Below are 25,266 nucleotides of genomic sequence, written 5' to 3' on the forward strand. Positions count from 1 at the left end.
AAGAATCAGGAAAAAATGCTAAACCCGTAGAAATTTCATTGCCAACGATGGATGGTAAGATCGAAAGATTTTCAGTGTATAGCTTTCCTGTTGTAGTAAAAGAATTAGCAGATCAGTATCAATTAGGGTCATATGTTGGAGTAGGAATTGATGATCCTTCTAAATATTTGAGATTTTCAGTTGCTCCAAATGATTTCCAGTCAATGGTTATTAAAGATGGAGTTTACGAATTTATTGAACCTCAAAATGCTGATAAAACAATTTACGGAGTACATCCTAAAACTAATAAGGCTCAAGGAGGTTTTGTTTGTAGTATGAATGAAAGTGTATTATCGAAAAAACAAATAGACGCTTTATATTCAAGAGGAAAAACATTTGATAAAAACCCTACTAACTTTGCTAAATCTTCTGATCAGAAATACAGAACCATGAGATTAGCAATGTCTGTAACAGGTGAGTATACGCAGTTTTTTGGTGGAACGGTAGCAGGAGCTCTTACTGCAATTAATGCTACAATGACCAGAGTAAATGGTGTTTTTGAAAAAGATTTTGCATTGCACCTAATTCTACAAAATTTCCCGGGAGTTATATATACGAATGCTTCCACAGATCCATATTCTGCAGCAGCAGCCGGTTCAGGAGGTGCTTGGAATCTTGAATTACAAAATACCTTAACAGCAAATGTAGGAAATGCGAACTATGACATTGGTCATTTATTCGGTGCTTCCGGAGGTGGGGGAAATGCAGGATGTATTGGTTGTGTATGTACAGATCCTACTACTGCTGAACCAGAAGGTAAAGGATCTGGATTCACCTCTCCTGCAGATGGAATTCCTCAGGGAGACAATTTTGATATAGATTACGTAGCTCACGAGATGGGGCATCAATTAGGAGCTAACCACACATTTTCTATGGATGTAGAAGGAACAGGTGTTAATATGGAACCAGGATCAGGTTCTACTATTATGGGATACGCTGGTATTACTGGGGCTACAGATGTACAGGCGCACTCAGATCCTTACTTCCATGTTGCAAGTATTTTGCAGGTTGAAGATAATCTTACTACCACAACCTGTGATATTGAAACTTCTGTTACAAATAATCCTCCGGTAATAGGAGCCCTTTCAGATTATACAATTCCGAAAGGAACTGCATTTGTTCTTACGGGAACAGCTACAGATCCTGAAAATGATCCAATGACTTATACTTGGGAACAATTTGATGATACAGATATTCCGGTAACAAGTGTAACAGGAAATAACACAACAGGAGCATTGTTTAGATCTTTGTCTCCAACAGCTACAGGAAATACAAGATATTTTCCAAAATTATCTTCAGTATTAGCCGGAAACCTTACAGTTCCTGCAGACTGGGAAACAGTTTCGAATGTTGCAAGACCTACCAATTTTGTATTAACAGTAAGAGATAATAACCCAACCACAACATCTCAGCAAACACAAAGTGATATTTTAACGGTTACGGTAAGTAATGACGGACCATTTAAAATCAACACTACTCAGGTTTATCACAATGCTCCATCAATTGTATCATGGGATGTAGCAAATACTGCTGCTGCTCCGTATAATTCTGCAAACGTAAAAATTGATTATACAACAAATAACGGAACAACTTGGACTGTTCTTTCTGCTTCTACGCCTAATGATGGATCAGAAACTTATACTTTTCCGGCTGCATTAAATGGACAGAATATTAAATTAAGAATTTCATCAATAGGAAATGTTTTCTATGCAGTTAAGCAAATGTTGGTAACAAGTGCTGCAACTTGTAATGGAAGTGCTCCTACTGGTATTGCAATTTCTAATGTTACAACTTCTTCTGCTGTGATAAGTTGGAACTCAATTTTAAATGCTACTTACCAGATAAGATATAAAAAAGTTACTGAAACAGCATGGCAACAAACAACTTCTTCTACCAATACTGTTACTTTAAATAGTCTGGAAGAAGGAGTTAAATATGATGTACAAGTTGCAGCAGTTTGCTCAGGAACTTTAGGTACATTCTCTGCGAATAATCAATTCGTTACTCAATCATCAGTTTCATATTGTGCATTATCATCAGCTGATCCATCAGAAGAATACATTTCTAATGTTACATTGGCAAATCTTAATAACACTTCAGGAGCAAGTACCTATACAGATTACGGAACTGACCCTACAAAAACTATTAATCTGATAAGCGGATCTAATAATAATACAGTTTCCGTAACCAAGACTTGGCCGATTGATATATATTCTGAGGCAGTAAGAGTATGGATTGATTTCAATAGAGATGGAACATTTGATACAAGTGAAATGGTAATGAATGCAGCAGCAAATTCAACTCCAACAGTAAGTGCTACGTTTACAGTACCATCTACAGCAGTTCAAAATAAGATGCTTAAAATGAGAGTTGCATTACGTTATAGTACATCACCAGAAGCATGTACATCTTATACTTATGGGGAAGTTGAAGACTATAACGTATTCATTACATCAACTATTTTATCAACAAGCGATATTAGTAATCCGGAAAGTAATATTCAGATATATCCAAATCCAGCTTCAGATGTTTTAAACATAACTAAAGTTTCAGATAAAGCTAGTTACAAAATTTATGGAGCTACCGGACAATTAATAAAACAAGGAAATATTAAGAATGGACAAATTTTTGTTTCTGAATTAATTAAAGGTGGGTATGTAATTTCCGTTGAAGAAAGAGGTAAAGAATTATTTACGTCAAAATTCATTAAAAAATAATAAGAAATTAATCTAATTATTAATGATAAAATAATCTCCAGATATTTCTGGAGATTATTTATTTTTTATGAAGTTACAATACCAAAAAATATTTTTTAGGTTAAAAAGCGTGTCAATACAATATTTATGATCTGAAAATAGCTATATTTGGCGGGTAAATTTAATTTAAAAAACTATGAAGAAACTTTTTACTGCTTTATTACTCGGTTTAATAGGCGGTTCGGCTATGGCTCAGTGGTCTCCCACTACGCCAAAGAGTAGTTCTAAAATGGAATTATCTCTTGAACGGAATTATTATAAGCTGGATATCGATCAGATCAGAACCCAACTTAGAGGAGCTCAGGAAATGGGTCCTAGTGCAAAACCTGTAATTATTTCTTTGCCTACGTTAAGCGGAAAAATCGAAAAATTTGCTGTATACAGTTTTCCTGTTATGGCAAAAGATCTTGCTGAACAGTATCAGCTTGGCTCCTATGCTGGAGTTGGAATAGACGATCCGGCTAAATACCTTAGATTTTCAGTAGCTCCTGGTGATTTCCAATCTATGGTCATCAATAACGGACAATATGAATTTATTGAGCCTACAAAAGCGGATAAGACCATTTATGCTATTCATCCGAAATCTAAAAAGAATGAAAATGGTTTTGTATGTTCTACAGAAGAAGGCCCGGCTGCGCAACAGCAAATAAATCAAATGCTAAAAGCGGGACATTCATTTGCTAATCAGCCAACAGATTTCTCTAAAAATTCTGATAAAAAGTACAGAACATTAAGATTAGTAATGTCTACTACTGGAGAATATACTCAGTTTTTCGGAGGTGTTGCAGGAGCATTAGCTCAGATAAATGCTACCATAACAAGAGTAAATGCAGTATTTGAAAAAGACTTTGCTGTTCATTTAAATCTATTAAGTTATCCTGCATTAATTTATCCAGATCCGGCTACCGATCCTTATGATGCTGTTACAAGTGCCTCATCTCCACCTGCTACATGGAATACTTCTCTTAGAGATGTTTTAGCAAATAATGTAGGACAGGCTAATTACGATATCGGACATTTATTTGGTGCTTCCGGAGGTGGAGGTAACGCAGGGTGTATCGGATGTGTTTGTATGAGTCCTGTTGGTACAGGGTATGACTCTGTTGTAGGATATGGTAAAGGATCAGGTATTACTTCTCCTGCTACAGGAAGTACTTTGCCATCTGCAGCAAACCCTCCTTCTGGTGATAATTTCGATATTGATTATGTAGCTCACGAGATTGGCCATCAATTGGGAGCCAATCATACTTTTGCTCATACAATGCAGGGAAGTCCTGTGCAAATGGAACCGGGTTCAGGGTCTACGATTATGGGATACGCAGGTATTACAGGTACAACCACAGATGTTCAGCCGCACTCAGATCCTTATTTCTTTAAAGGAAGTATCGATCAGGTTCAGGCTAACTTAATTACAAAAACCTGTGATGTAGAAACTTCTACTAATAATTTTCCACCAGTGATTGATGATTTACCAACTTATAACATTCCTAAAGGTACTGCGTTTGTATTAACAGCTTCCGCAACAGATCCTGAAAATAATCCAATGACGTATACTTGGGAAGAAGTTGATAATACCAATGTAGTGATTAATAAAACAAATTTAGGAACAACTACTACGGGAGCTACATTTAGATCCGTAAGCCCAACATCTAATCCAACTCGTTACTTCCCTAAATTAGAATCGGTACTTAACGGATACTTGGATAATAGCAATAATACTTGGGAGGCTGTTTCTCAAGTTGCAAGAACAACAAATTTTGCGGTTACCGTAAGAGACAATAGCCCATTTGCAGATCAACAGCAAACAAGTACGAAAACACAACAGATAATTGTTGGAAATAACGGACCATTTAAAATAAATTCTCAGTTTGCAAACAGTGCCGCTCCTTCACCAATTACTTGGGATGTTGTAAATACAAATGCGGCTCCTTACAATGTAGCAAATGTTAAAATTGATTATACAACAAACAATGGAGCGTCTTGGACTGTACTTTTAGCTTCAACTCCAAATGATGGTTCTGAAAACGTAAATTTACCATCTTCTCTTAATGGGCAGACAATAAAAGTAAGAGTATCTGCTATTGGAAATGTATTCTATGCTGTAAAATCGGTTTCTGTAACTGCTTTTGCGCCTTGTAACGGTAATGCTCCGACTTCTATTACTGCAAATAATGTTACGGTAAGTTCGGCGGATATAAGCTGGGCTCCTATTTCAGGGGCTACTTATATTGTAAGATATAAGAAGGTTTCAGAAACAACCTGGACTATAATTAATACAAGTGCTTTAAGTGTTACTTTATCAAACTTGCCAGACGGAACTGCTTATGAAGTTCAGATTGCTGCTGTTTGTTCTGGGACACCGAGTCCATACTCTGCTTCTGTGAATTTTACTACCATTACAATGGGGACTTATTGTGCGGTAGCTACTAACAATGCTACAGATGATCATATTGCAGGGGTTTCTTTAGGAACGATGACCAATACTTCAGGACCAAGTACGTATACAAGTTATGTGTCAAATCCAGCTCTTCAGGTAAATCTTATTAAAGGCAATACTTACACTTTATCTGTAACAAAAGGTTGGACAAGTTCTGCGGTTCCGGAAATGATTACTGCATGGATTGATTTCAACAGAAATGGTACATTCGAAGATTCTGAAAGAATTATGCAAAGTGCAAATACGGTAACAGCTAATCCTGTAACTTCATCATTCACAGTTCCTGCTTCTGCAGTATCTGGTTTAGGATTAAGAATGAGAATCGGATTATTGTATTATGGTACTTCTGGATATGTTCACAATTATTCTTGTGGAACTATTAATACGTATGGGGAATATGAAGATTATAATGTTGTTGTTTCTGAGGTTCAGTTAGCAACCAGTGATGTAGCAAACCCTAAAAATGATATTCAGATCTATCCAAACCCGGTATCAGATATTTTAAATATTACCAAAGTTTCAGATAAAGCGACTTATAAAATTTATGGAGCAACTGGACAATTGGTAAAACAAGGAAATATCAATAACGGACAGATTAATGTTTCTGAATTAATTAAAGGGGGATACGTGATTACTATTGAAGAAAAAGGAAAAGAATCTTTCAATTCTAAATTCATCAAAAAATAATTAAAGTAACTTTCAATAAATATAATCCTCAGGTTTACCTGGGGATTTTTTTGTAATTGATTTTTAATAAATTGTAGGGTTTCAGGTGTATTATGTATAGTATAAATATGGTAAAGATAAGATAACTTCAGTTTTTTAATTTCTCATATATTATTTATTTGTTTACTTATTCCCAATGCTTTGAATTGAATTGTTGAAAAGTCTGTATAAAAAAAATAGAAATATTTTTAATTTAATAATTAAATTTGTTTAGATTTGTATAATTAATATATTGAGAAAGTTATGAAGAAAAATTTTACTTCTTTCTTTTTCCTCTTTTTGTTTGCGATTACCAGTGCACAATGGAGTCCCACGACATTTCGAGGGGAAAAAGCCAGAGCTAGTTCTGATATTAAGAACTATTACTCTTTGGACATTTCTCTGCTAAAGTCTCAATTGGCGAAAGCTCAGGAAACGGGAAAAAATGCAAAACCCGTCACGATTTCTTTGCCAACTTTAGATGGGAAAATTGAAAAATTTGCCGTTTACAGCTTCCCTGTGGTCGTAAAAGAACTGGCAGATCAGTATCAGTTAGGATCTTATGTAGGAGTCGGGGTAGATGATCCCGGCAAATATCTGAGATTCAGTTTAGCACCCGATGATTTTCAGTCGATGATCATTAAGGATGGTAAATATGAATTCATAGAACCTGCTGATAAAAACAAAACAGTTTATGGTGTGCATCCAAAAACTGATAAAAGCAATGAAGGTTTTCTTTGCTCTATGAACGAAGACAGACTATCCAAACAAGAGATAGCCAATCTTTATGCAGAGGGAAAATCATTTGCCAATCAGACAACAAACTTTGCCAAGTCATCCGACAAAAAGTACAGAACGATGAGACTGGCAATGTCTGTAACAGGTGAATATACGCAGTACTTCGGCGGTACCGTTGCTAATGCTTTAACAGCAATCAATGCAACACTAACCAGAGTAAATGGGGTATTTGAAAAAGATTTTGCATTACACCTTAATTTACAGAATTTTCCAAACGTAATTTATACCAATGCTGCAACAGATCCTTATTCGCCTGCAGCCCAGATGAATAACTGGAATTTGGAACTTCAGCAAACACTTACTGCTAACGTTGGGAATGCCAACTACGATATCGGTCACCTATTTGGTGCTTCCGGTGGTGGAGGTAATGCAGGATGTATAGGATGTATTTGTGTAGATCCTACAGGTCCCACTTCTCAGCAGAAAGGATCAGGATATACTTCTCCTGCGGATGGTATTCCTCAGGGAGATAATTTTGATATAGATTATGTAGCCCACGAGATAGGTCATCAATTGGGTGCAAATCATACATTCTCCCATGGTTTGGAAACAGCCGGAGTAAACGTTGAGCCGGGATCCGGGTCAACAATTATGGGATATGCAGGAATCACAGGAGCAAATACTGATGTTCAGGCTCACTCAGATCCTTACTTCCATGCAGTAAGCATTACTCAGGTACAGAACAGATTAATCAGCAGAACGTGTGATGTTGAAACTCCAATTACAAACAACCCTCCTGTAATTGCACCACTGCCTACTTATAATATTCCTAAAGGAACGGCGTTTGTTTTAACAGCTTCTGCTACAGATGCTGAAAATGATCCGATGACATATTGTTGGGAACAAGTAGATAACGCCAGTGTAACAATTAATAAGAATAACTTAGGAACTACTGCAAGTGGTGCTACGTTCAGATCATTTAATCCAACGACAAGCCCAACAAGATATTTCCCTAAATTATCTTCTGTATTGGCTGGAGTTTTAAACAACTCTAACAATGGATGGGAATCTGTTTCCACTATTGCAAGAACAACGAATTTCAGAGTAACAGTAAGAGATAATAATCCGGTTCCTACTCAACAGCAAACCGAGTTTGCCAATCAGCAGATTATAGTTGGAAATGACGGTCCGTTTAAAGTAACGACAACCAATGCCTATAATAATGGTGCAACAAACGTAACTTGGGACGTAGTTAATACCACCGCTGCTCCATACAATGTTGCGAATGTAAAAATTGATTACACCACAGATAACGGAGTAACATGGACAGTAGCGGTAGCTTCAACCCCAAACGATGGTAGTGAATCTCTTAACTTAACAGGTCTTACTGTTGGAGGAACAGTTAAGATCAGAGTGAGTTCAATAGGAAATGTATTCTATGCCATCGGAAGTGCAACAGTAACTTCTTTACTTACTTGTACAGGAGCAGCTCCTACAGGTATTGTTGTTTCTGCGATTACCCAGACTACAGCTACAGTTACCTGGGCAGCTACTACGAACTCCACTTATGTAGTTCGTTACCGTCCGGTAGGAAGTACAACTTGGATCACAGTGAATGCAGCAACAAACTCAATAAACCTTACAGGTCTTACTGATGGCATTCAATATGAAGTTCAGGTTTCTACAGTTTGTAATGGAGTACAGGGACCATTCTCTGCTTCTACCAACTTTACGACTTTAGGTCTTACTTACTGTACAATGACATCCAGTAACTTTGCTTCAGAGTATATCTCTAATGTAACGGTAACACCTGTAGGTGCTGCTGTAATGAGTAATAACTCTGCGGGATCTACTTATACTGATTATTCTGCTACTCCAAGTGCTTTGGTAAACTTAGTAATCGGTTCTACAGGAAATACTGTTTCTGTTACAAAATTCTTTCCAGGTACAGTATGGAGCGAAGCAGTAGGTGTATGGATAGACTTTAACAGAAATGGAGTTTTTGAAGCGACTGAGCAGGTAATGAATTCACCTTCAAGCACTACAACTCCAGTTTCAGCAACTTTCAACGTTCCTGCAACAGCTTATAATGGACCAGCAACGACAAGGATGAGAGTAGCTATGAGATATATCACATCTCCTGTAATGTGTCAAAGTTTTGGTGATGGAGAAGTTGAGGACTACGCAGTTAAATTAATTCAGCCTATTCCTTGTACAAGTAATGCTCCATTAAATCTTTCTGTTACAAATATTACAGCAACTTCAGCTTATGTAATGTGGGATCCTGCAATAGGAGCAACATACATATTACAATACAGACAGGTAGGTTCTCCAACCTGGATTACAGTTCCTTTAACAACAAATGCTTACACTATAAACAACCTTCTTGAACAAACTCAATATGAAGTTCAGGTGGCGTATGTTTGTTCAGGAACTACAGGTACGTTTACTGCTCCTTATCAGTTTACAACGCCGGCGGTAACCTATTGTAATATTACTTCTACAAATAATACGAACGGTTATATTTCTAATGTGACAGTTGCTCCAACGAATTCTTACGTAATGAGTAATAATTCAGGAGCCAATTCATATACAAACTATTCTCCGGATCCAGCCAAATTGGTAACATTGGTTCGTAACTCTACGAACAACACAATCTCTGTTTCTAAATCTTGGCTAACAACCACAACATCTTCTTTAGCTGTTGGTGCGTGGATTGACTTTAACAGAAACGGTATTTTTGAAACAGGAGAAAGAGTAATCAGTACTACAGCGAGTACAACAACTCCTATTACGGCTACATTTACAGTTCCTGCAACTGCTTATAATGGTCCGTTAACACTTAGAATGAGAGTTATTTTCTCTACTTCTACAATTACAGATCCTTGTGCAACAGTTGCAAACGGAGAAATTGAAGATTATGCGGTTAAGATTATAGATCTTGCTGCTTGTACTACAGCTCCTCCAACTCCTGTTATTGTTTCAAACGTTACAGCTTCTACAGCTTTGGTTTCTTGGATCAATGCAACAGGTGCAACTTATACATTAAGATACAGAACAGGTACTGGAGCATGGACTGTAATTGCTCCGGCAACTAACCCTTACACTATTATAAACTTAAATGCAGCTACTACTTATGAAGTACAGGTTGCAACTATTTGTGGTGGTGTTACAGGAGCTTGGTCTGCTTCAACCAACTTTACAACGCCTGCAATTTCATATTGTAATTCAGGTACTGCAACTGTAACTGACGGATACATCAATAATATTACGGTTACAGGTACGAATACACCGATGATGTCTAACAACTCCGGACCTAGTACCTATACAGATTATTCTAATGATGCAACAAAGATTATTACATTAGCTCGTAATTCTACAGGTAACGTACTTTCTGTAGGAAGAACAATCTTATCAAGTACATATTCTACTTATGCCTGGATAGATTTTAACGGTGATGGAATTTTTAATAACAACCCAACAACAGTTGCCGGTGGAGAAAGAATAATGAACTTAGGATATTCTTCCACAACTCCGGTTACTGCTACTTTCCCTGTTCCTGCCGGAGCTTATTCTGGTACGAATAAAGTGAAAATGCGTGTTATTGTATATTTCTTAACACCTACAGATGCTTGTTCTCCACTTACAAGCAACGGTGAAGTTGAAGACTATCAGGTTAAATTTGTAGACATCCAGCCATGTACCACGGCTGCTCCTACTGGTATTACAATGTCCAATATTGCAGCAACTACAGCTACAGTATCCTGGATCTCTTCTACCGGGGCAACTTATTTGGTAAGATGGAGAACTACTAACCCGGTTGGAACTTGGAATACATCTGCTGTAATTACAGGAAATACTTACAACATTACCGGACTTACTGAGCAGACTGCTTATGAAGTTCAGGTAGCAACAATCTGCGGTGGAGTTCAGGGACCTTGGTCTACGTCTGTGCTGTTTACGACTACGCCAATTACTTATTGTAATATGACGGGTACTGGAACGACTGACTTTATTTCAAACGTTACAATAACTTCTGTGAATCCGGGTATTCCTCCAATGAGTAATACTTCTGTACAGACAAATTATATCAGCTATACCACTCCGGCAACATTGGTGAACTTAGAAATAGGTTCTACAGGAAACCAGATTTCAGTAGCTAAAGGCGGAGCACAAAATGATGCAGTTTCGGCTTGGATAGACTTTAACAGAAATGGCGTATTTGAAACTTCAGAGCAAATAATGGCTTCTGCAGCAAGTACAACAACTCCTGTTACAGCATTGTTTAACGTTCCTGCAACAGCATATAACGGACCTTTAACAACGACAATGAGAGTTGTTCTTAAACGTACAAGTGCTCCTGTTATGTGTCAGAATGCAGTAAATGGAGAAGTAGAAGATTATGCGGTGAAATTAAGACCTTGCTCTACTACAACACCAACTAACTTAGCCTTCAATACTATTACGCATACTTCTGCGAATGTTACATGGACGGTACCTACAGGTGGTCTTACATTTATCGTAAGATACAGAGTAGCGGGAACTACTACTTGGACTCAGGTGGTTGTATCAACATTAACAGGTAATCCTCCATTGGCTTTAACAGGTTTAACACCGGCTACAACGTATGAAGTACAGATCGCTGGAAGCTGTGGAACAACTCCTGGAACATTTACACCTACTCAGACATTCACAACAAGATGTGATCCAACCCCTCCGAATGTAACAATCGGAACGGTTACCACAAATTCAGCAGTAGTAACATGGGCTCCAGTTGTACCAAGTGCTACTTATGTAATCAGATATAGAATTGTAGGTACAGCAACATGGGCTACAATCAACGTTACTGCAGCACCATTAAATACGTATACTCTTACAGGTTTAAGCCCTTATACAACTTATGAAGTACAGGTGGCAAATATCTGTAACGGAGAAACAACTGTTAATCCTTGGTCTAATCCTAAAGTATTCACTACGGAAAGAACTTGTCAGTTGCCTCCGCCGGGACTTACTATTACAGCGATTACACCGACAACAGCTCAGGTAACATGGGATCCTTTCCCAGGTGCTACTTATATCTTGAGATACAGAAAGGTAGGAATTCCGAGCTGGACAATGGTTCCGTCTAATACCAATACGATTACCCTTACAGGTTTATCTGAATTGACACAGTATGAAATGCAGGTAGCAAACGTTTGTAGCGGAACTCCGGGAACGTATACACTGCCTTATTACTTCACTACACCAACTATTGTGTACTGTCAGATGGCATCTACAGGGGCTATAACTTCAGAATATATTTCTAAAGTTACAGTAACGCCAAACGGTAAACCTCAGATGACGAATATTTCTGTAGGATCTAATTATTCAGATTATACAGGTGTTCCGGCTAAATTTATCGAGCTGATTCAGGGATCTACGGATAACAAGATCGTGATCGATAAAAAACTAGCAGGAAACAATAAAGCAGGAGTTGCAGTCTGGATCGATTTCAACAGAAACGGATATTTCGATATCAACGAAAGAATCCTTGCTGACGGACCAAACAGCAATCCTACCGCGAGCACTACATTTACAGTACCTGCAGATGCATTCATCAGTCTGGTAGACTACAAATATGTAGTGATGAGAGTGGCAATGGGCAAAGATATCATTCCAGTAAACTGTAATAGCTTCCCAGATGGTGAAGTAGAAGATTACACGGTAAGAATTTCTAAACTTCCGGTTGCTAATTCGATCAATCAGACAGATGTTATGATTTATCCGAATCCGGTGAGCTCAGTATTGTATGTGAAAAATATCAGCAAAAAAGCGAATTATAAGATCTATAATTCAGCAGGACAATTATTGTCAAGCGGTATTATCTTAAACAACAAGATTGACGTTCATAACCTGATAAATGGACTTTATGTAATAGACATCTTGGATGGAGATACCATTTCTGTTCAGAAGAAATTTATTAAAGAATAATACATTTAATCATTAATCAACTTAAGCAGGCTCTCAGAAATGAGAGCCTGTTTTTTTACCTGAAGAACAGAAGCATGAAAAAACTCGTTAGAAATAATCCAACGAGCTTAATTTTATTCGATATCGAAGACGATCTTTTCGGTTTGTTCCTTGATATCTTCAAGATTGGTATTGTTATAAATAATGCAGTCTGCAAGTTTTATTTTGTCTTTTTCCGGCATCTGTTTTTCCATCACTGCCTGAACTTCGCGGTAGGTTTTTCCGTCCCGGTCCATTACTCTTTTTATTCTGATATTATCTTCAGCGGTAACAAGTAAAGACTTATAACATTGCTGGTTTAATTTTAATTCAAACAATAAAGCTGTTTCTTTAAAAACCAGATACTTTGTCTGCTTTTTCACCCACTCTTCAAAATCTGTTCTTACAGCAGGATGAATAATTTCATTTAAGCTCTGAAGAAGATCTTTATCGTTAAAAACCTTTTCAGCAACAAATTTCCGATTATAAAATCCTTTTTCGTCATAAGCTTCATCTCCTAAAAGTTCCTTGATTTTCAGCTTTAAATCATCATTGTCGTTTACGATATCTTTCGCCCTGTCATCCGAATAATAAACCGGAAATCCGAACTCTTCAATGAATTTGGCAACCGTAGTTTTTCCGGAACCAATTCCGCCTGTTAAACCAATAATTTTGGGTGCAGATAAGGGATCAGGTTCTGCTTTCTGAGTTTCTGAATGTAATTCCTCCATAATCAAAAATTAATATCCAAAAACATCATTAAAACTAAACGTCTCGTCTAATCTTACCCCTTTTTCAGTCATTTTCAGACTTGCCAGTTCGTTATGTGCGTCATGCTCAAAGAATAGTAAATATTCATTATCCACACACTGCTTAAGAAATTTACCCTTTTCTTCTAAAGTTAAAAGAGGACGCGTATCGTAACCCATTACATAAACCTGAGGAATATGTCCCGCAGTCGGAATTAAATCTGCCGCGAAAACAATTGTTTTTTCCTGATATTGAATCACAGGAAGCATTTGTTTTTCCGTATGACCATCCACAAAAATCACATCCATTTTCAAATCTGGTGCAAAACCATAATTTCCGGTTGCAGGAAGGGATAAAAAATTTAATTGTCCGCTTTCCTGAATCGGAATAATGTTCTCCTTCAGAAAACTCGCTTTTTCTCTTGCATTAGGTTCCGTTGCCCATTTCCAGTGATTTTCATTCGTCCAGAACTGTGCATTTTTGAAGGCAGGTTTGTAACCTGTTTTATCATCATTCCATTCAATTGCGCCACCGCAGTGATCGAAGTGGAGGTGAGTAAGAAAAACATCGGTAATGTCCTCTCTTACAAAACCATATTTCTTTAAGTTTTTGTCTAAATTATCATCTCCCCAAAGCGAATAATGACCGAAAAATTTGTCGTCCTGCTTATTTCCAAGACCACAGTCAATTAAGATTAATTTTTTTCCGTCTTCCACAAGAAGAGAACGTGTTCCCAGTTCAATCAGGTTTCTTTCGTCTGCAGGATTGGTTTTTTCCCACAAACTCTTTGGGACGACTCCGAACATCGCTCCGCCGTCGAGCTTAAATTTTCCGCATTGTATTGGATATAGCTTCATATAATATTGAGTTTTTTTATAATGTTGTTTATTTTTTATTTGAATGAAAATCTAAATTTTACTTCGAAATCAAGTTAAACTTAAAACAATTCACCCGGATTTCTCGGTACCGCAATATTCAGATGTTTGTATGCTTTTTCGGTAACCTCTCTTCCTCTCGGAGTTCTGATGATAAATCCTTCCTGAATTAGAAAAGGTTCATAAACTTCTTCCAGAGTTTCAGGGTTTTCTGCAATAGATGTTGCCAAAGCCGAAATTCCCACAGGTTTTCCTTTAAAATTTTCAATCATGACACGCATGATTTTGTTATCCATCTCATCCAGACCAAATTCATCAACGTTTAATGAATTTAAAGCATATTTTGTAATATTAATTTCAATTTCGCCATTGCCTTTTATTTCTGCAAAATCCCTTACTCTTCTCAAAAGAGCATTGGCAATTCTCGGTGTTCCTCGGCTTCTTCTCGCAATTTCAATGGCCGCATCTTCATAAATTTTTACGCCCAGAACTCTTGCGCTTCGGATAATAATCATCGACAAAAGTTCAATGGTATAATATTCCAGTCTGCTTTGGATTCCGAATCTTGCCAACATCGGTTTTGTAAGCATTCCGCTTCGGGTTGTAGCTCCCACCAAAGTAAAAGGATTCAGCCCGATCTGTACACTTCTCGCATTCGGACCGGTTTCCAGCATGATATCAATTTTATAATCTTCCATTGCAGAATACAGATATTCTTCCACAACAGGAGAAAGACGGTGGATTTCATCAATGAAAAGCACATCATTTTCTTCCAGATTGGTTAATAAACCGGCTAAACTTCCGGGTTTATCCAAAACAGGTCCCGAAGTTATCTTGCAGTTTACCCCAAGTTCATTCGCGATGATATTGGCCAAAGTGGTCTTTCCCAAACCGGGAGGACCGTGTAAAAGAACATGATCCAGCGCTCCGCCACGCCTTTTTGCAGCCGTCACGAAAACTTCAAGATTTTCCAATGTTTTTCTCTGTCCGGCAAAATCTTTAAAACTCTGGGGACGAATCTGTTCTTCCTGCGCAAGTTCTTCGCGGGAATAATTGTCTTTATCTGGATGTAAAAAATCGGGCATTAATTCAATTTCATTTACCGTAAAGATAGGAAAATTGAGGTAAAAATTAAGATTGAGGCTGAGATTAATTTTAGTGGAATTCTGAGATTTAATTAAAGGTTATGGGGAAGTGTATTTGTGCTTTACAATATTGATATATTTTAAGTATTTTTGAGAGGCAAAATAGTAATAACAAATGATAAAAGATTTTACTGAGATGCCCGTTTGGCAAAAGGCAATGGATATTGCTGAAAAATGTTTTAATATGTCTGAAAGTTTACCCAAAAAAGAAGATTATGCATTGACTTCACAATTAAGAAGATCAGCGGAAAGTATTTCAGCAAATATTGCTGAAGGTTTTGGGAGAAGAACAGCGAAAGGTAAAAGCAGGTTTTATGATATTTCCAGAGGATCTGCATTTGAGACAAAAAGCCATTTGATATACGGAAGCCGAGTAAAATATTTTTCAGAAAATGAGTGCTTAGAAATAAAAAATTTAATTAATGAAGTTGTACATGATTTAAATAAGATAACAAATCATTTAAACAGAATTCATCCTTAATCTAAGCCTCAATCTTAATCTTATAATAATGAAACTAATTGGTCCTTTCAAGCAGGTGGTAACACTTGCAAACCTTCCTTTAAGAGGAAAACTTTCAGACGAACAGCTTGAAATCATTCCCGATGGAGGAATTTTAATTGATAATAAAATTGAGAAAGTCGGAAACTTTGAGATTCTAAAATCCGAAAACCACAATATAGAAATTGAAACGGTAGAAGGAGAGCAGATTGTTCTTCCGGCTTTCGTAGATTCCCACACGCATATTTGCTTTGGCGGAAACCGAGCGAATGATTTTGCCATGCGTAACGCAGGAAAAACGTACCTCGAAATTGCCGAAAGCGGGGGAGGAATCTGGAGCTCGGTGCAGCATACAAGAAATGCATCGGAGGAAGAATTGTTAAAAACTTTGCTGGAAAGAATTGATTTTTTAATTTCTCTTGGAATTACAACCATTGAAGTAAAAAGCGGTTATGGTTTAGACGCTGAAAACGAACTGAAAATGCTTCGCATCATTAAAAAAGCGCAGGAACAGACGAAAGCAAGTCTGGTTCCAACCTGTCTTTCCGCACATCTGAAGCCAAGAGATTTTGAAGGAAGCAATGAAGAGTACTTGCACTATATTGTAACGGAAATTTTACCGAAAGTAAGAGAAGAGGATTTGGCGAAGCGGGTTGATATTTTTATTGAAAAATCGGCATTTCAGCCCGAAGAAAGCAAAAACTTTTTGCTAAAAGCTAAAGAATTGGGTTTTGAAATTACCGTACATGGAGATCAGTTTACTCCGGGAAGTTCAAGAATTGCAGTTGAAGTGGGGGCAAAATCTGCCGATCATCTGGAAGCTACTATTGATGACGATATTGAATTTTTAGCCAAGTCCGATACAGTGGCAACTGCTTTACCGGGTGCAAGTTTAGGATTGGGAGAAAAATTTACGCCGGCTAGAAAATTACTGGACGCAGGAGCGATTGTAGCGATCGCAAGTGACTGGAATCCAGGTTCTGCGCCGATGGGAAATTTAATTACTCAGGCTTCCATTCTGGCAACATTTGAAAAGTTGACGACAGCAGAAGTTTTAGCAGGAATGACTTTCCGATCGGCTTTTGCGCTTGGTCTGGAAGATAGAGGAAGATTAACCGAAGGACAAAAAGCAGATTTTGTGACTTTCAAAACCAATAATTTCCAGAATGTCCTTTATAATCAGGGAAGCTTGAAAGCGGACAAGGTTTATATTGATGGTAAATTATTATAAAAAACTTTGCCATGCTGAAAGGAATTAAAAATCTTGTAATTTATTTCGTACTTCTTATAATATCATTAAATGTACTTTCTATCTTGCAATCTCTTTGGGTTAATATTGGAAATATAAAAACCGGAGGACAGTTTTTGAATCTTATATATTCAGGTTTTGTTTTTATAAGTTTTCTTTTATTAATATTGATATCTTTTTATTTCTTAACAAGATGTGTGTTTAGTGTTTTCCAAATATTAAAAAGTGTATTCATAAATTTAGTTGGCAGGATTAAATAATTAAATTATAAAGCTAAAAATTAAGGTTAGATGAAAAAGATCATCATTCATTTCCTATTGATTTTAGTATCAATGATATTATTTGTTTTTCTGTCTTTTGTTGGCGTTTTTGCAATTTTTACAGAGAAAATAGAAAGCAATTCCAATAATATTTTAAATGCAGCTATTTTAATAATTTGGTTCATCGTATTTATTTTAATAATATATTTTATCATTAAATTCCTCATAAGTATTTATAGGTATAAAGAATAACAAAATCACAAAACATAAATTAGTATGAATAATATTTGGCAGGGAAGATTAGACGGAGAAGAACTTCTTTTCCACAGAATATTTCAGAGGGTAAAAGAAGAAAATAACTACGATCTTATTTCACCTAAAGATTTCGTTTTACATGGATTTGCTGTAGATGAAGGCGTTAGACGGAATAAGGGAAGGCAGGGCGCAAAACATGCTCCGGATATTATCCGTAAAAATATGTCGAATTTTCCTGTAATCCGTCCTGATTTTTCTTTGCTGGATTTTGGAAATATTACCTGTGAAGACGGGAATTTAGAGAATACGCAAAACAGTCTTGCCAAAAATGTTTCCAAAGTGTTACTGAAAGGAGGGAGATCTGTAGTTTTAGGCGGAGGTCATGAAGTGACTTATGCACATTATTTAGGCTTAAAAACAGCTTTTCCTGAACAGAAAATAGGAATGATTAATATTGATGCTCATTTTGATAACAGACAGCCTGAAAATGGAGTAGGAGCGAGTTCCGGAACCGGATTCTGGCAAATTGCTCAGGAAGGCGAAATGCATTCGCTGCATATCGGAATTCAGAGAAATTCAAATACTTTGAAATTATTTGATACCGCTCATCAGTACGGAATGAAATATATTCTTGCCGATGAACTTTTCTTTGAAAATTTACCTTCCGTTTACCAAAGAATTAATGATCTGCTCGACAGTGTAGATTATCTGTATCTTACGATTTGTATGGATGTTTTCAACGCTTCCATTGCTCCCGGAGTTTCCGCTTCCGCTTATAACGGAATTTTTGCTGATGCCACATTCATGCATTTTTACAGACATATTCTGAAAAGTGAAAAACTTTTGGCACTTGATGTGGCAGAGTTAAATCCGCAGTTTGATATTCAGGAAAGAACGGCGAGACTTGCCGCAACACTTATAAATGAATGGTTTATGATTTAACATAAAATTTAACAATATTCCGATAGAAAAAATCATTATTTTATATAACCCGAAGGAACAGGATTTGTTGCTTCCAAGATGCTTGAAGAAAAGCATTAATTAAATTCGGCACAGACTGAATTTAAAAACAGAAATTATAGTATGGAACAATTAATTGAAAATAAACTTATCAAAGCAGATAAGGCATTTTCAGAATGGAGAAAAGTACCATTCGAAGACAGACAGAAACTCATTGCTAAAGCAGCGGAAATCTTAAAGAACAATTCTGAAAAATTTGGAACAATCATTACTCAGGAAATGAACAAACCTATTTCAGAATCTATTGCTGAGGTTGAAAAATGTGCTTTAATGATGAACTATTATGCAGATGCTGAAAATATTTTAAAACCAGAGAAAATCGATTCCGAATTTTCTTATTCTGAAGTTCATTATGTTCCAAAAGGGGTAATTTTAGGAGTAATGCCTTGGAATTTCCCTTTCTGGCAGGTCTTGAGATTTGCCGTTCCTGCGATTTTAGCCGGAAATACCGTTGTTTTAAAACATGCTTCAATTTGTTTTGGAAGCGGAAACGCTATAGAAGAAGTACTTTTGGAAGCAGGATTTCCGGAAGGAATTTTCCAGAATCTTGAGGTAAGCCATAAAGAAGTAAAAGGAATTCTCGAACATGATGCGGTAAAAGGAGTCAGTCTTACAGGAAGCGGAAAAGCAGGAGGAGAAGTAGCTTCTATTGCAGGACTAAATATCAAAAAATCATTGCTTGAACTTGGCGGAAGTGATGCATTTATTGTATTGGACGACGCAGATCTGGATGAAGCGGCAAAAGCAGGGGTAAAATCAAGACTTCAGAATTGCGGACAAACCTGTACCGCGGCAAAAAGATTCATCATTGATGAAAAAATTGAAGATGCTTTTCTTCCTATATTTATTGAAGAATATAAAAAATATGAGGTTGGAGATCCGATGGATAAAGAAACCAAAATTGCCGGAATGGCAAGACCGGATCTGGCAGATGAACTGGAAAAACAGTTTCAGAAAGCACTGGAACACGGAGCTGAAATCATTCTTCCTCTGGAAAGAATTTCTGAAAATGAATTCAGACCCGGTTTAATTCGTGTGCAGGAAGGAAATCCTATTTTGCAGGAAGAGCTTTTCGGACCTTTGGGAATGGTGATGATTGCTAAAAATGACGAAGAAGCTTTAAAAATGGCGAATGATATTCCTTTTGGACTTTCAAATTCCGTATGGACAAAAGATCAGTCACGACAACTATTCTTCATAGAAAATCTTGAATCGGGAACCGTTAATATCAACAGAATGACGAGTTCAGATCCTCGTTTTCCATTCGGTGGATCAAAAGCTTCAGGTTACGGAACAGAGCTTTCTTTATTGGCTTTACGTGAATTTGTAACGGCAAGAACTGTGGTAGGAAATTATGAGTAGAAGGGAAGTTTGAAGAGGGGAGATGGAAGTGCTGCTTAATGAGCTTTCAATATTTATTCTTTCCGCTTTTGGCTCTGAAAAATAAAAAAACTCACGAATAAGTTTCGTGAGTTTTTTGTTTTATAATTAACAGTTTTGTATTAATTAAACTGTCGTTAATCTTAAGGTATTTGTTTTTCCGCCTTCGTAAGATGGAGTTGCATTGATGTTGATGACAAAGTCTCCCGACTCGATGTAGCCATAGTTATGCGTTAACATATTTACCTGGATAATCGTTTCATCAGTAGATTTCTTCATATCATAATAATAAGCGTGAACTCCCCAAAGAAGATTCAGCATGGTAATTACTCTCTTGTTTCCACTGTAAACAATAATATGAGAATTCGGTCTGTGAGCTGCCAATTGGAACGCTGTATAGCCTGAACTTGTCAGTGTAACAATTGCAGAGACATTGGTTGTTTTTGCGATTCTTACAGCAGCAAGACAAACTCTGTTGGTGATAAATCGATCATCAATACAGTTGAAATCCTTTTCGATAGGCTCATTTTTGTGTTGGTAAAAATGCGTAGTTTCAATGTTCTTTACAATTTTCGCCATATTTTCCACAACCTGAACCGGATATCTTCCTACAGAAGTTTCTCCTGAAAGCATTACGGCATCTGCTCCGTCCAATACAGAGTTTGCAACGTCATTTACTTCCGCTCTTGTTGGCGTTAAACTGTTAATCATCGTTTCCATCATCTGGGTAGCGATAATTACCGGCTTGGAATAGAATCTTGCTTTTTCCACCAGCGTTTTCTGGATGGCAGGAACTTCTTCCATCGGAACTTCCACTCCTAAATCTCCACGTGCAACCATTAAACCGTCGCATTCCAGTAAAATTTCTTCTATATTTTTTACCCCTTCCGGCTTTTCAATTTTCGCAATAATAGGCGTTTTGAATTTTCCGTTCGGATGTTTTGAAATTAATTCTTTAAGATCAATAATGTCCTGTGCATGACGAACGAATGAAAGTGCGATCCAGTCTACTTCCTGATCCAGCATGAAATTGGCATCCTGAATATCTTTTTCTGTTAATGCAGGAAGAGAAACATTCGTATTCGGAAGGTTTACTCCTTTTTTAGAACTCAATGGTCCTCCCTGAATGGTTTTTGCTTTTACAGTATCTAATTCATTGGTTTCGGTAACTTCCAAAACGAGTTTACCATCATCAATAAGGATTCTTTCTCCAACCTTCACATCCTGCGGAAACTGTTGGTACGTCATGTACACTTTTGTAGAATCTCCCTCAATTTTTTCATTAGTGAAAGTAAGGATATCTCCCGGATTAAGGTAAGAACCTTCTTTTACAACGCCTACTCTTAGTTTCGGACCCTGTAAATCTCCTAAAATACCAACCGAGAAACCATATTCTTTATTAAGTTCTCTGATGATTTCGATATTTGAACGAACTAAGTCGTAATCAGCGTGTGAAAAATTGATTCTGAAAATATCAACACCTGCTTTCATTAACCCTAACATTACTTCCTTCGACGATGAAGCCGGACCAAGCGTTGCAATAATTTTTGTCTTCTTTAAATACTTATTCATAATACTGGATAATTTGATAAAGTTCTTCCTCAGAACCTAATGTATAATCTTGAATCGGAAACACAAGATTTTCAGGGAGCAAAATTACGGAAAAATCAGGAAACTGTTCCGAACTGTGCAAAATATATTGCACTTCTACCTGATTATTTAATAAAAATTTAATGTTTTCTTCTTCCGAGAAGAGTTCAGTCTGTAATTTTTTTTGTTTACTTTCTGCAGATCTGTTCGAAATGAAGGTAAAACAAGTCTTTGTAAATTTGTGGTAAGCCTCAAATCTTGGAAAAAAGTAATCATAATAAGATCCATGAAGAATAACATCTTCAATTCTTTTGAATGTAAGATCGTTGTTTTGATTTACTTTATAGAAAAACTCATGATCGGGTATATTCTTTGCTAATCTTACCAATCCGATGGTAATATCTTCAAATTCAATATCATCTATATCATAAAGTCTTTGGATTTCCAAGTATATTTTCTTTTTTGTTTAAAATATAAAATGCTCTTTGGGCTGCCTTTTCTTCGGCTTTCTTCTTGGAAGTTTCTGTGGCATTCGCGATTTTTTCTTCTCCCAGCCAAACATGACATCGGAAAACAATCGATTTATTTACCTGAATTTCTTCGCAAGTTTCGTACTTTATATTCAGTTTCTTCTTCTGGCTCCATTCCAGCAGAAGACCTTTGTAGCTTACAATTTTATTTTCTAGTTTGTTAATTTCTGTAGGCGTAAGTAATCTTTCCAGAATGATCTTTTTACAGGTTTCATACTGGAAGTCTAGATAAACAGCACCAATTAAAGCTTCAAATAAATTTCCGGAGATGTTTTCACCTAAAGCAACAACAGAATTTTGTTTCTGCAGAAGATTGGTAAGTTTTAAGTCTTCTCCTAATTTATTAAGATTTTTCCTATTAACAATCTTAGATTTCATCTGCGTCAGATATCCTTCATTGGCTTGAGGATAGGTATGAAACAAATGACAAGAAATAATTGTACCCAAAACAGAATCTCCTAAAAATTCCAGCCTTTCGTAATTGCTGTCTTTGTTTTTAGAAGAATTTTTTAAAGAAAAAGCTTCGCGGTAGAGGGCAACATTTTGTACCTCAGTTCCAAGCATTTTGCTGAGTTCAGTAATGAGAAAATAATCTCTCTCCGTTAGTTGTCTTTTTCTTTTTTTGAGAAGGAATTTAGAAAAGTATTTCTGTAACTCCATTCAGTAGATTTAGATTTTCTTAAATAGAACGCAGGCATTGTGCCCACCAAACCCAAAAGTATTACTCATGGCTACTTTTACATCTTTCTTAGCAGCTTCGTTGAATGTGAAATTCAGTCTGCTATCGATATTTTCATCATCAGTAAAATGGTTGATGGTAGGAGGAACAATACCATGAATAATAGTTCCCAACGCAGCAATAGCTTCAATAACTCCTGCAGCACCCAAAAGGTGGCCGGTCATTGATTTTGTAGAATTAATCTGAATATCGAAAGCGTGTTCTCCCAATAATTTTGAAATGGCATTAGATTCTGCAATGTCTCCTAATGGAGTAGATGTACCATGCATATTGATGTGATCTACTTCATCAGCAGTTAATCCTGCATCTTCCAAACAGTTCTTCATTACTAGATAAGCGCCTAAACCTTCAGGATGAGGTGCTGTCATGTGATGTGCATCTGCACTCAGACCTCCACCTTTTAATTCTGCGTAAATTGTAGCACCACGTTTTACGGCGTGCTCATATTCTTCAAGGATAATACATCCTGCTCCTTCCCCAAGAACAAATCCATCTCTGTCTTTGTCGAAAGGTCTTGAAGCGGTTTTAGGATCATCATTTCTTGTAGAAAGTGCCATCATTGCATTGAAACCACCGACACCACTTGCTGTAACGGCTGCTTCTGAGCCTCCACACACAATAACGTCTGCTTTTCCAAGCTGGATCAGCATTTTGGAATCAATTAAAGCGTTTGCTGAAGACGCACATGCAGAAACAGTAGTGTAATTCGGACCATGGAAACCATATTCTATAGAAATATGTCCCGGAGTGATGTCTGCAATCATTTTAGGAATAAAGAATGGGTTGAATCTCGGAATTTCCGTATTTGCCCATCCTAAAACTTCAGTCTCAAAAGTCTCTAAACCTCCGATTCCTGAACCCCAGATTACTCCGACTCTGTTTTTGTCTACGTTATCTTCAATAATTCTTGAGTGGGTTACTGCTTCTCTTGCAGCAACAAGCCCAAGTTGTGTATTTCTATCCATTTTTTTAGCCTCTTTCTTGTCGAAATGGTCTAATGGATTGAAATTTTTAACTTCGCAAGCGAACTTAGTTTTAAAGTTTGTGGCATCAAAAAGAGTAATAGGAGCAGCACCGCTCTCACCTTTCACAAGATTTTCCCAGTATTCTTTTGCATTATTTCCAATTGGTGTTATTGCTCCAAAACCGGTTACAACTACTCTTTTTAATTCCATAAACTTTGTTTAATTTTCTTATTTGTTGAAGAATATTATTTATTTACTACTTCTTCGATATAAGCGATAGCGTGTCCTACAGTAGTAATTTTTTCTGCTTGATCATCAGGGATTTGAATATTGAATTCTTTTTCAAATTCCATGATAAGTTCAACTGTATCCAAAGAATCAGCTCCTAAATCGTTAGTGAAGCTAGCTTCTGGAGTTACTTCTGTTTCTTCAACGTCAAGCTTATCAGCGATGATAGCTTTTACTCTTGATGCAATGTCTGACATAGTAAATTTTTTTTTAATTGTTAGATGGTGCAAATATATAAAATTCTTTACGATAAAACATTTTTTTAGTCTTTTTTGTGGTTTGCATGAGAGTATTTTGTAAATTGTGGGTTTAGTGTTTTAGTTTTCAGGGGTTTATATTTTAACGTTTCATTGTCTTATTTAACTTTATCATTCATCATTTTTTATCCTGAATACAGAATCCGTCTGATTAAGCATTTTAAATGGTATTTTTTATATCAGAGCTTTATTATTTATACTTTTGCAGCTTCTTTTTATTTTATATATTCTTTGTTTTCATGAGAAAAATCCTTTTTATCCAGTTTCTTTTATTCTCAATATTTATTTTTTCACAGACGGAAGGTAAAGTAATTAGGATAAAAGACGGCGATACGTTAGTTGTGTTATTATCCGACAATACCGAGGAAACTTTAAGGCTTGCGGAAGTCGATTGCCCTGAAAAAGGTCAGGCTTTTGGTAAAAATTCCAAACAATTTACCAGTGATGCTGTATTTGGCAAAAAAGTTACATTTTACAGAACGGCAAAAGACCGATACAAAAGAACTGTTGCCAAAATTTTTTATGATCATAACAAATATCTTTCCGAAGAAATCATAAAGGCAGGTTTCGGATGGTGGTATTTTAAAGCCTCTAAGAATATTGATCTGCAAAAGTTACAGGATACCGCCAAAGCAAAAAAGCTTGGTTTGTGGATGGATAAGAATGCGGTTTCGCCTTGGGAATACCGAAAGAGCAGGAGTAAGAAGGTGGCGGGCAATAAAAGTAAAGCTCTTTAATATTTGAAAAATTTAAAATCACTGTTTCATTCCGGTGGTGTAGACGGTAATTCAGCATTCGAAA

Annotated in this window: 16 protein-coding genes; 8 read left to right on the top strand and 8 right to left on the bottom strand. The window is 36.6% G+C overall.

Annotated elements, in window-relative coordinates; all coding sequences use genetic code 11:
• The first annotated feature begins 47 nt into the window (after positions 1 to 47).
• The 3 genes from H6W53_RS18440 to H6W53_RS18450 all read left to right on the top strand — a co-directional run bounded on the left by H6W53_RS18440 (position 48) and on the right by H6W53_RS18450 (position 12,645).
• Positions 48 to 2,756 carry a reprolysin-like metallopeptidase gene (locus tag H6W53_RS18440; protein ID WP_228457834.1) on the top strand — a complete coding sequence of 903 codons (2,709 nt, stop codon included), beginning with the start codon at positions 48 to 50 and terminating at the stop codon, positions 2,754 to 2,756.
• A gap of 175 nt (positions 2,757 to 2,931) precedes the next feature.
• A complete protein-coding gene (locus H6W53_RS18445) occupies positions 2,932 to 5,919 on the top strand; it encodes a reprolysin-like metallopeptidase (RefSeq protein WP_185208892.1) in 2,988 nt (995 codons plus the stop codon).
• A 282-nt stretch (positions 5,920 to 6,201) separates the two neighbouring features.
• Positions 6,202 to 12,645 carry a GEVED domain-containing protein gene (locus tag H6W53_RS18450; RefSeq protein ID WP_185208894.1) on the top strand — a complete coding sequence of 2,148 codons (6,444 nt, stop codon included), beginning with the start codon at positions 6,202 to 6,204 and terminating at the stop codon, positions 12,643 to 12,645.
• A gap of 113 nt (positions 12,646 to 12,758) precedes the next feature.
• Here H6W53_RS18450 and coaE read toward each other — a convergent pair whose 3' ends face one another.
• The 3 genes from coaE to ruvB form a co-directional block, all read right to left on the bottom strand.
• Positions 12,759 to 13,394, bottom strand: a complete 636-nt coding sequence (coaE, locus tag H6W53_RS18455; RefSeq protein ID WP_185208896.1) for a dephospho-CoA kinase — start codon at positions 13,392 to 13,394, stop codon at positions 12,759 to 12,761.
• A gap of 9 nt (positions 13,395 to 13,403) precedes the next feature.
• On the bottom strand, positions 13,404 to 14,270 hold the full coding sequence (locus tag H6W53_RS18460) for an MBL fold metallo-hydrolase (RefSeq protein ID WP_185208899.1): 867 nt from the start codon (positions 14,268 to 14,270) through the stop codon (positions 13,404 to 13,406).
• 80 nt (positions 14,271 to 14,350) lie between these two features.
• Positions 14,351 to 15,373, bottom strand: a complete 1,023-nt coding sequence (gene ruvB / locus H6W53_RS18465; RefSeq protein WP_185208901.1) for a Holliday junction branch migration DNA helicase RuvB — start codon at positions 15,371 to 15,373, stop codon at positions 14,351 to 14,353.
• A 175-nt stretch (positions 15,374 to 15,548) separates the two neighbouring features.
• Between ruvB and H6W53_RS18470 the strand changes: the two genes are divergently transcribed.
• From H6W53_RS18470 to H6W53_RS18485, 4 genes are all read left to right on the top strand, one after another.
• Positions 15,549 to 15,914 (top strand): four helix bundle protein, encoded by a 366-nt coding sequence (locus H6W53_RS18470; RefSeq protein ID WP_185208903.1) that lies wholly within the window; start codon positions 15,549 to 15,551, stop codon positions 15,912 to 15,914.
• A 28-nt stretch (positions 15,915 to 15,942) separates the two neighbouring features.
• Positions 15,943 to 17,163 carry an imidazolonepropionase gene (hutI, locus tag H6W53_RS18475; protein WP_185208905.1) on the top strand — a complete coding sequence of 407 codons (1,221 nt, stop codon included), beginning with the start codon at positions 15,943 to 15,945 and terminating at the stop codon, positions 17,161 to 17,163.
• Positions 17,164 to 17,717: 554 nt separating this feature from the next.
• Positions 17,718 to 18,638 carry a formimidoylglutamase gene (gene hutG / locus H6W53_RS18480; protein ID WP_185208909.1) on the top strand — a complete coding sequence of 307 codons (921 nt, stop codon included), beginning with the start codon at positions 17,718 to 17,720 and terminating at the stop codon, positions 18,636 to 18,638.
• Positions 18,639 to 18,779: 141 nt separating this feature from the next.
• On the top strand, positions 18,780 to 20,078 hold the full coding sequence (locus tag H6W53_RS18485; protein ID WP_185208931.1) for an NAD-dependent succinate-semialdehyde dehydrogenase: 1,299 nt from the start codon (positions 18,780 to 18,782) through the stop codon (positions 20,076 to 20,078).
• 144 nt (positions 20,079 to 20,222) lie between these two features.
• On the opposite strand, the gene pyk is transcribed toward H6W53_RS18485, so the two are convergent.
• The 5 genes from pyk to H6W53_RS18510 are packed head-to-tail and all read right to left on the bottom strand — an operon-like array spanning position 20,223 to position 24,405.
• Positions 20,223 to 21,668 (bottom strand): pyruvate kinase, encoded by a 1,446-nt coding sequence (pyk, locus tag H6W53_RS18490; RefSeq protein WP_087709637.1) that lies wholly within the window; start codon positions 21,666 to 21,668, stop codon positions 20,223 to 20,225.
• Positions 21,661 to 22,134, bottom strand: coding sequence for an IPExxxVDY family protein (locus H6W53_RS18495; protein WP_076390690.1), 474 nt, complete (start codon positions 22,132 to 22,134; stop codon positions 21,661 to 21,663). The genes pyk and H6W53_RS18495 overlap by 8 nt, the downstream gene beginning before the upstream one ends.
• Positions 22,112 to 22,876, bottom strand: a complete 765-nt coding sequence (gene rnc, locus H6W53_RS18500) for a ribonuclease III (RefSeq protein ID WP_076390691.1) — start codon at positions 22,874 to 22,876, stop codon at positions 22,112 to 22,114. The genes H6W53_RS18495 and rnc overlap by 23 nt, the downstream gene beginning before the upstream one ends.
• Positions 22,877 to 22,885: 9 nt before the next feature.
• Positions 22,886 to 24,130 carry a beta-ketoacyl-ACP synthase II gene (gene fabF, locus H6W53_RS18505; RefSeq protein WP_076390692.1) on the bottom strand — a complete coding sequence of 415 codons (1,245 nt, stop codon included), beginning with the start codon at positions 24,128 to 24,130 and terminating at the stop codon, positions 22,886 to 22,888.
• Positions 24,131 to 24,165: 35 nt separating this feature from the next.
• Entirely contained in the window at positions 24,166 to 24,405 is a 240-nt protein-coding gene (locus H6W53_RS18510) for an acyl carrier protein (RefSeq protein WP_002976354.1), read from the bottom strand.
• A 299-nt stretch (positions 24,406 to 24,704) separates the two neighbouring features.
• Here H6W53_RS18510 and H6W53_RS18515 point away from each other — a divergent pair, with 299 nt between their 5' ends.
• On the top strand, positions 24,705 to 25,202 hold the full coding sequence (locus H6W53_RS18515; RefSeq protein ID WP_185208933.1) for a thermonuclease family protein: 498 nt from the start codon (positions 24,705 to 24,707) through the stop codon (positions 25,200 to 25,202).
• The last annotated feature ends 64 nt before the right edge of the window (positions 25,203 to 25,266 follow it).

Origin of the sequence: Chryseobacterium sp. C3 (assembly GCF_014218905.1) — a bacterium.
In the GTDB taxonomy this organism is placed as follows: Bacteria; Bacteroidota; Bacteroidia; order Flavobacteriales; family Weeksellaceae; genus Chryseobacterium; species Chryseobacterium mucoviscidosis.